Annotated in this window: 14 protein-coding genes; 6 read left to right on the plus strand and 8 right to left on the minus strand. The window is 54.5% G+C overall.

Translation table 11 applies throughout. The features are described from left to right. The first annotated feature begins 202 nt into the window (after positions 1 to 202). The 4 genes from dusB to ACX1CU_RS21525 all read left to right on the plus strand — a co-directional run bounded on the left by dusB (position 203) and on the right by ACX1CU_RS21525 (position 3,479). Entirely contained in the window at positions 203 to 1,168 is a 966-nt protein-coding gene (dusB, locus tag ACX1CU_RS21510; protein ID WP_459400248.1) for a tRNA dihydrouridine synthase DusB, read from the plus strand. A gap of 19 nt (positions 1,169 to 1,187) precedes the next feature. After that, entirely contained in the window at positions 1,188 to 1,484 is a 297-nt protein-coding gene (gene fis, locus ACX1CU_RS21515; RefSeq protein WP_003855228.1) for a DNA-binding transcriptional regulator Fis, read from the plus strand. 243 nt (positions 1,485 to 1,727) lie between these two features. After that, positions 1,728 to 2,648, plus strand: a complete 921-nt coding sequence (lpxP, locus tag ACX1CU_RS21520) for a kdo(2)-lipid IV(A) palmitoleoyltransferase (protein WP_459402879.1) — start codon at positions 1,728 to 1,730, stop codon at positions 2,646 to 2,648. A 138-nt stretch (positions 2,649 to 2,786) separates the two neighbouring features. Further along, positions 2,787 to 3,479: a CTP synthase C-terminal region-related (seleno)protein gene (locus ACX1CU_RS21525; RefSeq protein ID WP_459400249.1), complete on the plus strand. Its 693-nt coding sequence runs from the start codon at positions 2,787 to 2,789 to the stop codon at positions 3,477 to 3,479. 33 nt (positions 3,480 to 3,512) lie between these two features. On the opposite strand, the gene ACX1CU_RS21530 is transcribed toward ACX1CU_RS21525, so the two are convergent. After that, a complete protein-coding gene (locus ACX1CU_RS21530; RefSeq protein WP_459400250.1) occupies positions 3,513 to 4,202 on the minus strand; it encodes an LrgB family protein in 690 nt (229 codons plus the stop codon). Next, complete coding sequence (locus tag ACX1CU_RS21535; RefSeq protein WP_459400251.1) at positions 4,195 to 4,617, minus strand: CidA/LrgA family protein; 423 nt, start codon at positions 4,615 to 4,617, stop codon at positions 4,195 to 4,197. Before ACX1CU_RS21535 ends, ACX1CU_RS21530 begins: the two co-directional genes overlap by 8 nt. A gap of 134 nt (positions 4,618 to 4,751) precedes the next feature. Between ACX1CU_RS21535 and ACX1CU_RS21540 the strand changes: the two genes are divergently transcribed. Both ACX1CU_RS21540 and ACX1CU_RS21545 read left to right on the plus strand, forming a co-directional pair. Continuing rightward, entirely contained in the window at positions 4,752 to 5,639 is an 888-nt protein-coding gene (locus ACX1CU_RS21540; RefSeq protein WP_459400252.1) for a LysR substrate-binding domain-containing protein, read from the plus strand. 159 nt (positions 5,640 to 5,798) lie between these two features. Continuing rightward, a complete protein-coding gene (locus ACX1CU_RS21545) occupies positions 5,799 to 7,529 on the plus strand; it encodes a SulP family inorganic anion transporter (protein ID WP_459400253.1) in 1,731 nt (576 codons plus the stop codon). A gap of 41 nt (positions 7,530 to 7,570) precedes the next feature. Here the strand turns inward: ACX1CU_RS21545 and ACX1CU_RS21550 are convergent, their stop codons facing one another. From ACX1CU_RS21550 to ssb1, 6 genes are all read right to left on the minus strand, one after another. Beyond that, positions 7,571 to 9,220 carry a Na+/H+ antiporter gene (locus tag ACX1CU_RS21550; RefSeq protein WP_459400254.1) on the minus strand — a complete coding sequence of 550 codons (1,650 nt, stop codon included), beginning with the start codon at positions 9,218 to 9,220 and terminating at the stop codon, positions 7,571 to 7,573. Positions 9,221 to 9,396: 176 nt separating this feature from the next. After that, on the minus strand, positions 9,397 to 10,758 hold the full coding sequence (locus ACX1CU_RS21555) for an NCS2 family permease (RefSeq protein WP_459400255.1): 1,362 nt from the start codon (positions 10,756 to 10,758) through the stop codon (positions 9,397 to 9,399). Between the two features lie 455 nt (positions 10,759 to 11,213). Then, positions 11,214 to 11,882, minus strand: coding sequence for a glutathione S-transferase family protein (locus tag ACX1CU_RS21560; protein ID WP_459400256.1), 669 nt, complete (start codon positions 11,880 to 11,882; stop codon positions 11,214 to 11,216). 186 nt (positions 11,883 to 12,068) lie between these two features. Next, positions 12,069 to 12,353, minus strand: coding sequence for a type II toxin-antitoxin system RelE/ParE family toxin (locus ACX1CU_RS21565; RefSeq protein ID WP_459400257.1), 285 nt, complete (start codon positions 12,351 to 12,353; stop codon positions 12,069 to 12,071). Further along, positions 12,346 to 12,588, minus strand: a complete 243-nt coding sequence (locus ACX1CU_RS21570) for a type II toxin-antitoxin system ParD family antitoxin (RefSeq protein ID WP_459400258.1) — start codon at positions 12,586 to 12,588, stop codon at positions 12,346 to 12,348. Before ACX1CU_RS21570 ends, ACX1CU_RS21565 begins: the two co-directional genes overlap by 8 nt. Before the next feature lie 171 nt (positions 12,589 to 12,759). Continuing rightward, on the minus strand, positions 12,760 to 13,305 hold the full coding sequence (gene ssb1 / locus ACX1CU_RS21575; RefSeq protein ID WP_459400259.1) for a single-stranded DNA-binding protein SSB1: 546 nt from the start codon (positions 13,303 to 13,305) through the stop codon (positions 12,760 to 12,762). Between the last annotated feature and the right edge of the window lie 278 nt (positions 13,306 to 13,583).

Here is a 13,583-nt window from a genome sequence, read left to right on the forward strand (position 1 = left end):
GTGCCGGGAATATTTTACTGCACACAAATTAAGCACAATACGTCAAGCCATTGTTAAATAACTATAATATTTTTATAAATCGCTGTGAGCCGCATTTTCATTGGTAAATAGCCGTAAATTGGTCAAAGTTTGGCCTTTCATCTCAGCGAAAAAATGCGTAATATACGCGCCCTTGCGGACACAGTATGGTCAGTCTTTGTCTATGCGCATTGGAAACCACCAGTTAACAAATTGCTTGATTGCGGCCCCGATGGCCGGGATCACCGATCGCCCGTTCAGAACCTTATGTCATGCAATGGGTGCTGGGATGGCTGTATCTGAAATGCTCTCCTCCAATCCGGAGGTGTGGCGCACGGATAAGTCACGTCTGCGTATGGTACATAGCGATGAACCAGGGATCCGTTCCGTGCAGATTGCCGGATGTGATCCTGATGATATGGCTGCCGCGGCGCGCATTAATGTGGCCAGCGGCGCACAGATCATCGATATCAATATGGGATGCCCGGCCAAGAAAGTGAACCGGAAGCTTGCAGGGTCTGCGCTGTTGCAGTACCCGGATCTGGTTAAACAGATCCTCCTCGCGGTAGTTAACGCGGTGGATGTGCCGGTAACACTTAAGATTCGTACCGGCTGGGCACCAGAACACCGTAACTGTGTAGAGATTGCCCAACTGGCCGAAGACTGTGGTATACAGGCCCTGACGATTCATGGCCGAACCCGTGCCTGCCTGTTCAACGGCGACGCGGAGTACAACAGCATTCGGGCAGTTAAGCAGAGTGTTTCCATTCCGATTATCGCGAATGGCGACATTACTGACCCGCATAAAGCCAGAGCAGTGCTTGACTACACCGGGGCCGATGCCCTGATGATAGGCCGTGCTGCTCAGGGGAGACCCTGGATCTTCCGGGAAATCCAGCATTATCTGGACACAGGGGAGCTGCTGCCACCGATGCCACTGGGCGAAGTGAAGCGCTTGTTGATAGAGCATATTCGGGAATTGCACGGCTTTTACGGCCAAGGCAAGGGATTCCGGATTGCTCGTAAGCACGTATCCTGGTACCTACAGGAGCATGCCCCAAATGACCAGTTTCGGCGCACATTCAACGCCATAGAGGATGCCAGCGAACAGCTGGAGGCGTTGGAGGCATATTTCGAAAATCTAGCGTAAAAAAAGAGCTGACAGAACTATGTTCGAACAACGCGTAAATTCTGACGTACTGACCGTTTCAACCGTGAACTCACAGGATCAAGTGACTCAAAAGCCTCTGCGTGACTCGGTTAAGCAAGCACTGAAGAACTATTTTGCTCAACTGAATGGTCAGGATGTGAGTGACCTGTATGAGCTGGTATTGGCTGAAGTTGAACAGCCATTGTTGGACATGGTGATGCAATACACCCGTGGCAACCAGACCCGTGCAGCCCTGATGATGGGTATCAACCGCGGTACGCTGCGCAAGAAATTGAAAAAATACGGCATGAACTGATACTAATCAGTTAACGTATTGAAAAAAGGCGCTTTTCCTCATTGGGGTAAGCGCCTTTTTATTTATGGCTCCGCGAAATACGTCGGGTTATGCGTGCTTTCTGGCCCCCGAGTGTAAATATTTCGCTAATTCCATAAGTTGGCTAAACGATCGCTATGACTGGCTGTCTGAACCTTGTACCGCTATTGAGTCGCTTCTTTATGCGTTACAGGTTTCCGTACCCAATCGCATAATGAGTTAATGATGAAGCCCCCGCAAAAATTCCAACGTGCTTTTCTGCACCCACGCTACTGGCTGACCTGGTTTGGCTTGGGTGTTCTGTTCCTGCTGGTGCAACTCCCCTACCCAGTACTGCACAAGCTCGGTATGTGGATGGGCCGCACTTCCATGCGCTTCCTGAAGCGCCGCGTCACCATCGCTCGCCGTAATCTTGAACTGTGCTTCCCAGAGATGAGTGCAGAACAACGCGAGCGCCAGGTGGTCGGTAATTTTGAATCCCTCGGCATGGGCCTGATGGAAACCGGTATGGCCTGGTTCTGGCCCGACCAACGCGTCAAGCGCTGGTTTAGCGTTTCCGGCCTCGAACATCTGCAAGCCGCGCAGCAGAACAATCGCGGCGTGCTGGTGATTGGTGTGCATTTTATGTCGCTGGAGCTCGGTGGCAGGGCGATGGGCCTGTGTCAGCCGATGATGGCGATGTATCGTCCGCACAACAATAAAGCCATGGAATGGGCGCAAACCAAAGGCCGTATGCGCTCCAACAAGGCGATGCTGGATCGCAAAGACCTGCGCGGTATGGTGAATGCCCTGAAACGCGGCGAAGCCGTCTGGTTCGCGCCAGACCAGGATTACGGCCCGCGCGGCAGCGTATTTGCTCCGCTGTTTGCGGTCGAGCAGGCCGCCACCACCAGCGGTACTTTTATGCTGATGCGCTTGGCCAAGCCAGCATTGCTGCCGGTAGTGCTGATTCGTCGCCCTGAGGGCCGCGGTTACGATCTGCTGATCCAACCCGCGCTGGAAGGCTACCCTATCGACGATGAAATTGCCGCCGCAACCTACATTAACAAGGTGGTGGAAAAAGAGATCATGCGTGCGCCAGAGCAGTATCTGTGGCTGCACCGCCGCTTCAAGACGCGCCCGGAAGGATCGCCTTCGCTGTATTGAGCATCACATTCTGGGGTGCAACCAACCGCGCCCCAGTATTTTCTCCCTCTCAGGCATTTTGTGCTCCTCGTCGAAAAACCCGCTGAACAGATTTTAACTTTGCTGTAACCTCCTTTTTTACCCGCACAGGAAAAGGAAATGATGAAAACTCAGGTTCGTCTTGCTCTGGTCGGTGATTACAAACCAGAAGCTGTTGCCCACCAAGCTATCCCCGTCGCTCTGCAACTTACTGCCTCACACCTCGATATCGATCTTCAATTCCAGTGGCTTGCCACAGAAACCCTTACCGAAACCTCGGTATTGCAGGGCTATGATGCGATCTGGGTGGTGCCTGGTAGCCCCTATCGCTCTGATGATGGCGCTTTTATGGCCATCCGCTATGCCCGTGAACAGAATGTGCCGTTCCTGGGATCTTGCGGCGGCTTTCAGTATGCGATTGTGGAATATGCCCGCAATGTGATGGGCTGGCACGATGCCGGACATGCGGAAACCGATCAGGGTGGCCGGTTGGTGATCGCCCCGCTGAGCTGTTCGCTGGTCGAACAAACCGGCACCATCCTGTTCCAGCCGGAAACGCTGATCGCCCGCGCCTATGGCAAACTGGAAACGCACGAAGGTTACCGCTGTAACTTTGGCGTGAACCCTGAGTTTGTTGCCGACTTGGAGCAGCACCCGCTGATCGTCAGCGGCCACGACTCCGAAGGGGATGTGCGTTCGATAGAACTGCCGGGGCACCGTTTTTATGCCGCTACGCTGTTCCAGTCGGAACGTGCGGCGCTGCGTGGCGAACTGCCACCGCTGGTGGTGGCCCTGATCCAGGCCGCTCGCTGAGTCTTCAGGGGGCCGAGCGGCCCCCTGCTGCTATCACCACATCAACCGACCAATCAACGGGGCGGCAATCACGGTGATCACCCCCGCCAGCATCATCACCAGGCTGGAAACCACGCCCTCTTGCTGACCCAGTTCATAGGCTCTGGCAGTACCGGCGCCGTGCGATGAAGCACCAAACCCAGCCCCTTTTGCCAAACCGCTGCGCACCGAAAGCCGCAGGAACAACACATCCCCCACCGCCATGCCGAATACGCCGGTGATCACCACAAACAGCGCCACCAGATCCGGCTGGCCCCCCATCTGTTTTGCCGCTTCCAGCGCGAACGGCGTGGTGATGGAGCGCACCGCCAGGCTGCGCTGAACCTCATCTGGCAGAGTCAGCCAACGCGCCAGCCACACCGAACTGCAAACGGCCACGCCTACCGCAGTGAACACGCCAGCACTGAGCGAGAGCCAGTGGCGGCGGATAATCTGCAGGTTTTCATACACCGGCACGGCAAAAGCGATGGTCGCCGGGCCAAGCAGCCACAGCAGCCAGTGCGTTTCACCGATGTAGTCCTGATACGAGATATGGGTCACCACCAGCAGCAACACCAGAATCATCGGGGTTAATACCAGCGGCATCAGCAGCAGCGTTCTGCGGCGGTGGTAGAGTTTCTTATTGGCAAAATAGAGCACCAAGGTCGCTACAAAGCAGGCAAGGCTGAGGATCACATCATTCATGGCGCGTTTTCCGTTGTTGCAGCCAAAGCTCAAAACGGTAGACGCGATCCACCACCAGCCCGGTGGCTCCCAGCGTCAGCATGGTGCTGATAGCGATCACCAGGAAAATTTTCCAGCCTTCTACCATCAGTAACTGGGCATAGTTCACCACCGCCACCACCGCGGGCACAAAGAACAGCAGCATTTCAGCCAGCAACCAGCGCGCACCGGCTTTCACCCAATTCAGCGGCAGAATGCGCAGCAGGATAAGCGCCAGCATCATCAGCATGCCGACAATATTGGCCGGTAGCGGCAGATGGAATCTTTTTACCAGCTGATCGGCAAGCAGAAATAACAGGGCATACAACACCACCTGAACCGGCACCTGTAAGCGGTTTAACAAAGATGGCGCAGTACGGCGTAACGCCAGGTACATAACAGCAACCTCAAACAAAAAATCACGGTTCACAGTATACGCAGCGAGGAAACCCTGCCTGAAATGAATTAAAATCATCAACATCATGCCGTAAAGGAATAGTTTCCCACGGCAACGCCCTGAGGAGAGCCCAAATGGATGTCCGCACCCTGCGCTATTTCGTTGAAGTGGTTCGTCAGCAAAGCTTCACCCGCGCGGCCGAGAAGCTGTTTGTCACCCAGCCAACCATCAGCAAAATGCTGCGCCATCTGGAAGAAGAACTGGAATGCACGCTGCTGATCCGCGAAGGGCGCAAGCTGCATCTCACCGACAGCGGGCAGGCGGTTTATCAGCGCGGGCTGACGATTCTGGATGAGTTCCGCCAGTTAGAGGCTGAACTGGAAGACATCAGTTCGGTGAAAAAAGGCGTGCTGCGGTTGGGGATCCCGCCGATGGTCGGCAGGCAGATCTCTGGGCTGATCAAACAATTTCGCCAGACCTATCCCGGCATCGAACTGAAAATTGCCGAACTGGGTGGCCAGTCGGTCGAACAGGCGGTGCTGACTGGCGAGTTGGATCTGGCGATGACGATATGCCCCTCTGGCACCGAACAACCGCTGACCTTTCTGCCGCTGCTAAGCCACCCGATGTGCGTCGTGATGCCACGCACAGCGCACTGGCTCAACCGCACCACGATCAATATCACCGAGCTCGCCGAGTGGCCGATCCTGATTTATAACGAGGATTTTACGCTGTATAAAATGCTGATGGCGGCGTTCCATCAGGCAGGCTTCGAGCCCAAGATTGCCGTGCGCAGCGGCCAGTGGGATTTTCTGGCTTCGATGGTGCAGGCGGGCATTGGCATTGCCACCTTACCCGAGCCGGTGTGCCAATGGCTGGATAAGAGCAGCCTGCTTTGGCTGCCGCTGGAGCCACGCATGGAATGGCGGGTGGGGCTAATATGGCGCCAGGGGAGTTATCTTTCCCACAGTGCTCAAGCCTGGATTGCCTGCTGCCGCGACTATTGGCCTGCGACTCAGTAACCGGCCTGTTGCGCCAAGGAATTCACCTCAAAATCGCCTGCTATACTTCGGCTAAAGGTTGCAGAAAATACCTAAAAACACGCTGGGTGACTCTCCTTCAGCCTATGGAAGAGACCGCATAACATCAGCGTTCCCATTCTTATGCCTGATGGAAAATATATGCAGTGGAAATCCGTCCAGAATCTGACCCCCGGCTTGATGAATCTGCTCGCTTATGAGCGCAGTTGGCTGAAACCTGATATTCGCGCTGGCCTGTCCGTTGCGGCGGTGGCGCTGCCGGTGGCGATTGCCTACGCCGAATTGGCCGGTGTGAGCGCAATCGTCGGGCTTTATTCCTGCATTCTGCCGATGATCGCCTACGCCATCTTTGGCTCGTCGCGGCAACTGATTGTCGGGCCTGACGCGGCAACCTGTGCGGTGATTGCCGCCGTTGTCACGCCGCTGGCCGCTGGCAACACCGAACTCCACTGGCAGTTAACCATCGTGATGACCCTGATGATGGGCACATGGTGTCTGATCGCCAGCCGCTTCAGGTTGGGAGCCATTGCGGATCTGCTGTCGCGCCCGATATTGAATGGACTGCTGAACGGCGTTGCGCTGACGATTATCGTCAACCAGATCAGCAAGGTGCTTGGTTTCCCCTCCCCCTCCAATGAGCTGATTGAACGCATTCTGGCGCTACCGGAAAACCTACTCAACAGTCACTGGCCCACCATGGGTATCTCGCTGCTGACGCTGCTCATCCTGCTTGGCGTACATTATGCCAGGCCAAATTGGCCAGCACCGCTGTTCGCCGTGGTGTTGACGACGGCATTAACCTGGGCGGCGAACTTGCCGCGCTTTGGTATCGAAACGGTATCAGGCTATACCGGTGGCGGTTTGCCCATGGTGTCATGGCCTGATTTTCAACCAGGGCTGCTGCGCGATCTGGTGATCCCCGCGTTAAACCTGGCGGTTGTCAGCTTTGTCAGCATGATGCTCACCGCGCGCAGCTTTGCGGCCAAAAATGGCTACGAGGTGGATGCCGACAGTGAGTTTCGTGCGCTGGGGTTGGTGAATATCGTCTCTGCGCTCTCGCAGGGGTTTGCTATCAGCGGAGCCAATTCCCGTACCGCGGTTAACGATGCCAACGGCGGCAAAAGCCAGTTGGTGTCGGTGATTGCTGCGCTGGCGATCGCTGTGGTGGTGCTGTTCTTCAGCGAGCCGCTGCAATTTATTCCCATACCGGTGCTGGGCGTGGTGCTGATTTACGCATCCTGGTCGTTACTGGATATGCGCAGTATTTTCCGGCTGCGCAAGCGCAATCGTTCCGCATTCAATCTGGCGCTGTTTACTTTCCTTAGCGTGCTGCTGGTGGGGATCATTCCCGGCATCGGGCTGGCGGTCCTGCTGGGCCTGCTGCAATTTCTACAAACGGTGTTCCGGCCTACCGAACAGTTGCTCGGGGTGAATGATGACGGGATGATTCATTCGATTGCTGACGGTAACGGCATTAAGCCGGTCGACGGGGTGATTATGTATCGCTTTAACTCACCGTTGACCTATTTTAATGTGGCCTATTTTAAACGACGGATCACCAATCTGGTGGATAGCAGCCCCGCAAAACCGCGTTGGGTGGTGATTGACGCGGTGGCCAGCTTCACCCATGCGGACATCAGCGTGCTCGCAGCAATCAACGAATTGAAGCAGGAGCTTAAACTGCGCGGGATCAGTCTGGTACTCGCGGGCAGGCGTACCGAGTTGACACGCTGGTTCCGTCTGCATCGCTCCGGCAGTGACGAGCGCGATCTGATCCTGGTTCCCGATCTGTATCTGGCATTGAGGCTGATTCAAAGTAAGGAGTTCAAGGCTGAGGGGGAACGAGACGCAGAGGCCCTGTTAAAAGGTTAGCTGCATGAAGGGCCGCGTCGCGGCCCTTCCAGTAATCTCTCTTAACCTTCCCGCTCTATCAGCAAGGCTTCGAGCAAGTCGAGATCGTGCAGCAGTTTTTGCAGCGTCTCATTGCTGATCTTCTGTGTGGCCCGCAGGTGATAAAGCTCACCGCGCTCGGCCCGCAATGCGGTCAGGCGGAAACGTCGTTCCAGGTTTTCCAGCGCCAGCGCGTTCTCGATATCATCTTTGTTGGCAATACGCCGCCGCAGCGTACCAATCACCCGCGAACTGACCTCTTTCAGAATCTGTGGATCGAAGTTTTCTTCGGTGTCGGCGGCCAAGCGCTCTTCCATCTTGTTGATACTTTCGATCGCCACTTCCGCCACGATGGCAATGGCCATGCGCTCTTCATCTTTGCTGACGCTTTTGTCAGCCATCTGCACACCACGCAGCAGCAATGGCAAGACCAGCACACCGATAATCAACGACAGCAGAATCACACCGGTGGCAATAAACACCAGTTGATAACGGGCCGGGAAAGCGGTGCCATCGCTCAGTAACAGAGGGATAGAAAGCACGCCCGCCAGCGTGATCGCCCCGCGAACCCCAGCAAATGACGCCACCCACAGATCACGCGTGCTGTAATCACCAAATTGCAACGGGCGTTTTTTCATAAAGCGTTTGCTGGCGTTTTTCATCAGCCACAGCCAGCTGAAACGCAGCATCAGTAGCGCAGCGTAGATAATCGCCACGTCGGTGAACAGATACCAGGTCTCAATGGTCGGATCCAGCTCAGCCTGCAGAATGGAGGTCTCGATAATGCCCGGCAGTTGCAGCCCCAACATGATGAACACCGTCCCGTTGAACACAAACTCGAGCATGGTCCAGACGCTGTTAGCACGCAGGCGCATCGCCAGCGGAGCGTTGCGGATCACGCCAGACTGGCTGATAGTCATCCCGGCCGCGACCGCCGCCAAGATGCCGGAAACACCGATATGTTCGGCGATCAGATAAGAAGCGAACGGCAACAATAATAGGAAGACGATCTGCGTTGCCGGATCATCACCGCTCCAGCGGCTCATCACCCGCAGCGATTTACTGTAGACCCAGGTCACCGCCACACCGGCCAGCAAACCGCCGATGGCCACCTTCAGGAACTCCATGGTGGCACCGCCCACGGTAAACACCATCGTACCCATGGCTACCGCGATGGCAAACTTCAGGGATACCAGGCCGGAAGCGTCGTTCATCAGCGCTTCACCTTCCAGCACGCCCATGATTGACTTCGGGATCCGCCCTTTGCCGACAATCCCCCCCAACGCCACGGCATCGGTGGGCGACAACACTGCCGCCAGAGCGAACGCTGCCACCAGCGGGATCCCTGGCACCATCAGATAAATGAGATAACCCACCCCGACCACGGTAATCAGCACCAGAACCAGCGCTAATCCGAGGATTTCGCGCCCATGATGCAAAAACTCACGCAGGGGGGTTTTCCAGCCATCAGCAAACAGCAGTGGAGGGATAAACAGCACCAGAAACAGTTCAGGATCAAAATCAACATGCAGGCCAAAATGCGGCCAGGCCAGCAAGGCCCCGATGACGATCTGCATTAACGGCAGCGGCACCTGGAACGGCAACATGCGCGTCACGACCCCAGAAAGGGAAACCACCAGGATCAAAATGAGGATTGTAAAAAAGATTTCCATGCTTTCCTTAGACTCTATGGTTCAGAACACCTAGGCTCACTGCAAAGTATGCCGAATAATAGATCACTTTTTTCGCAGTAGGAAAAGCTTGTTATGCCTTTTAAAACAAAGCACAGAAAGAAGGAGACTTATCTGAAGAGGAATGCCCTCTCACGCAAGAGAGAGCATATAAATGATTAAATAGCCCAACCACCGGCATAGAACGCCACCAGCGCGACCGCGATCAACACGGTACCGAGGTTCAGCCTGCGCCACTCGCCCGAGAAGATGCGGCCAATCACCAGGGAGCTGAAGCCCAGCATGATGCCGGTTACGATGTTGCAGGTCAGCACGATAAACACCGCACACAACAAGCCCGCCATCGCATCAACAAAATCGTCGAAATCCAGCTTGCTGACGTTGCTGAGCATCAGCAAACCCACGTACATCAGCGCTGGCGCAGTAGCATACACCGGCACCAGATAAGACAACGGTGACAGGAACAGGATCAGCAGGAACAGGATCCCGACCACGGTGGCCGTCAGGCCGGTTTTACCGCCCGCCGCCGTACCGGCCGCAGATTCGATATACACCGCCGCAGGAGCAGCGCCAACCAGCCCAGAGAAAATGCTGCTCAGGGAGTCTGACGTCAGCGCCTTGCCACCGTTGATGATCTGGCCGTCTTTATCCAGCAGGTTGGCCTGCCCGGCGACCGCACGAATGGTGCCCGTGGCATCGAATACCGCAGTCATCACCAGCGCCAATACGCTCGGCAACACTACCGGCTGCAAAGCCCCCATGATATCCAGGCTGAAAATCAGGGAGTTGCCGTCAGCATCCGCCAGGCTAGGCATGGCGAACAGCCCTTGATACTTCACCGCCGGGTCAAAAATCAGGCCGATCACGGAAATGGCGATAATCACCAGCAGGATGCCACCCGGCACACGCAGCTTTTCCAAACCGAAAATCACGGCCAGCCCCAGCAGCGTCATCACTACCGGGAAAGAGGTGAATGCCCCCAGCGCCACCGGCAGGCCATCCAGCGGGTTCTTCACTACCAGACCGACACCGTTGGCGGCGATCAACAGCAGGAACAGGCCGATACCAATCCCGGTGCCGTGTGCAACGCCCATCGGCAAATTACGCAGGATCCAGGAACGAATGCCGGTCACAGAGATAATGGTGAACAGCACCCCCATCAGGAATACCGCACCCAGCGCCACAGGAATACTGATGTGCTGGCCCAGCACCAGGCTAAAGGCGGTAAAAGCGGTCAGGGAAATCGCACAACCAATCGCCATCGGCAGGTTGGCCCACAACCCCATCAGCAGAGAACCCAAACCCGCCACCAGGCAAGTAGCTACAAACACGGCGGTTGGCGGGAAACCCGCTTTGCCCAACATGCTGGGCACCACGATCACCGAATAGACCATCGCCAGGAAAGTGGTTAAACCCGCCACCACTTCCTGCCGCACGTTGGTACCCCGTGCTGAGAGTTTAAAATACGCATCAAGCCCGCCTTTAGGTTTCGCGGCGTTGTTCGCTTGAGAATTCGACATGTTGCTATCCCCTGTGTTTCATTGACATCTGGTATAAATATGGCTGGTTGTTCCACTCATGCATGGTCATTACGAAACCGTTTCCGTCACGTTCGCTGCCATACCCTTCTTGAACGCCACAAAAGACGCCGTGTAAAAAAGCAAACGTTTAACTCTTATTGCATGAAGTGGGTGATTTATGGCGGTTTTTACCCAACAGAGCCCAAGTAAAGCCAACAACATCGAGGCTTGAGATCTGGCGGGTCTATACTCTAAATAATTCGAGTTGCGCGAAGGCGGCAACGCAGCGAGTCCCCAGGAGCTTACTCCAGTAAGTAACTGGGGTGAGTGAGGAAAGCCAACGCACCTGCAACTTGAAGTATGACGAGTATATTTAAGGCAAACGATTATCTAGCCTTCCATGCCGTCTGATCAACTAAAGATCGCGACAATTTATACAAAAAGGCATCGGGTGCTCACTCGAGTATCTTCAGCGGCCCGCCCTGTTCCAGCGCCCGCTGATAGGCTGGCCGAGCGTGGATACGTTGCAGATAGTCCTGCAATTTCGGGCAACCTTCCAGCCCACCGCGCCCTGCCATTGCCTCCACCGGGAAGCTCATCTGAATATCCGCAGCGCTGAATTCATTGCCGACAAACCACAGGCTTTTATTTAAATGCTGCTCCAGATAAGCCCGATGGGTAGCGATCTGCTTATCCAGATATTCCTTCTGCACCCCTTTGCCGATTGCGCCAGCCACCGGGCGAATCAGCCACGGGATCGGCGGATGCCCTAAACGGCTGAACACCAGTTTCATCACCAGCAGCGGCATCAGCGAACCTTCGGCATAATGCAGCCAGTAACGATACTCCTGGCGGGCATGAAAATCGGTGGGGGTGAATAACCCTTGTGCATCATAGACTTCCTGCAGATATTCGATAATGGCGCCGGATTCCGCCAGCGTTAGATCGCCATCAGCAATCACCGGTGATTTCCCCAACGGGTGAATTTTTTTCAGTTCCGACGGTGCAAGCATTGTGGTTTTATCACGCGCATAGCGCTGTACCTGATAGGGTACGCCTAGTTCTTCGAGGAACCACAAAATGCGCTGCGAGCGCGAGTTTTCCAGGTGATGGACGATTAGCATGCGTTTTCTCCGGTAATAGTTCCGTTAAAGGTAGCGGTGATCTCAACCTCTCGCCAATTAGGGGCTAGACGTGGCACATCATTTTCGGGGGATCGACTTCGATTGAGGGGGGTTTAACAGAGTGGTTATTTCATATGAAAAATAGGGAGTTGGTACAATCCCAAGTAAAACGCGACAGTGCGTAGATTACAATAAATGGCGTTTATGATTCATCTGTTGGTGCAAAATACGCGCAATCAGAATCTCTCTATCACGAACAGTATAAAAAATAGTATGTCGCTGAAATTCAATGTGCATTACGCCAGAGACAGCATGGTAGTTCCGCCCCATATTCGGCATTCCAGACAGCGTTTCAAAGAATGCCTCAAGGGCATCTGTATAGTAGTCTGCCTGAGCTTCACCGAATTGAAGAAACGTATAGTCATAAATTCCGGTGAAGTCTTCTACGGCGAGTTCACTCAGTTTATACACGATGTTTCAGCTTTCTTTGTGCTGCAATATCCCGCAGTGACAAATGGCTCTCAGCGCTTTCCAATCCGGCAATAACAGCCTGACGAACAACTTCATCATTGGCTTCCTGCTGTTCCAGCAAGCGCAATGCAGAACGCATCACTTCACTCGCAGAGCCGTAACGGCCGCTCTCTATCAATCGACTGATAAACGAATCGAGTTGCTCACCAATCGTAACACTTGTTGTTCTGGCCATAACGCCTCCTGTGTTAACTATCAACACAATAATAAGAACACTTATTCTTAGTGTCAATGAAGGCATCTAACGGGATTTTGCCCTCTTCTCCGGATTAGCACTAACAATATAAAACCCCGAAAAATCGGGGTTTTATATCAAATACTTTAACAATATTGCCTAAGTTCAATCCTAGAACGGAATATCGTCATCAAAATCCATTGGTGGTTCATTGCTGCTGGCTGGTGCGCTGTTCTGTGCCGGACGAGCCGGAGCCGCCTGCTGGCCGCCGCTGAACTGGTTGCCACCCTGTGGCTGCTGAGGCTGACCCCAACCGCCCTGCTGACCGCCTGCTGGCTGACCACCGCCTGCCGGAGCACCGCCGCCCTGACGGCCACCCAGCATCTGCATGGTGCCACCTACGTTAACCACGACTTCGGTGGTGTATTTTTCTACGCCAGCCTGATCGGTCCACTTACGGGTCTGCAAAGCACCTTCGATATAAACCTGAGAACCTTTACGCAGGTATTCACCCGCCACTTCCGCCAGCTTGCCGAACAGCACCACGCGGTGCCATTCCGTTTTTTCTTTCTGCTCGCCAGTAGCCTTGTCACGCCAGCTTTCGGAGGTCGCCAGGGTAATGTTGGCAACCGCGCCGCCATTAGGCATGTAACGGACCTCAGGGTCTTGGCCCAGATTCCCGACCAGAATTACTTTGTTTACGCCTCTGCTGGCCATGTTAGATCTCCTGATGAATCATTTAAGTGGGTTTAAACCACATTTTGCGTAGTCTAAACCACAAATTGTAGCATGCCACCTGCTTAGATTATACCTGCGAAGCACCCTGCAAAATTGTCTCCGCACTCGACCTTGTTGCATACATATACTGGATATTCATTCAGGTTATTTTGTGTCATAATTATGCGTTTCGTATTGGCTGTGCCGTTTTTTTGCGCGTCAGATCACATAATTGCCGACAAAAGAACCCAGACAAGCACGGTGTATCATCATGACGG

This window comes from Serratia sp. D1N4, from assembly GCF_054552755.1.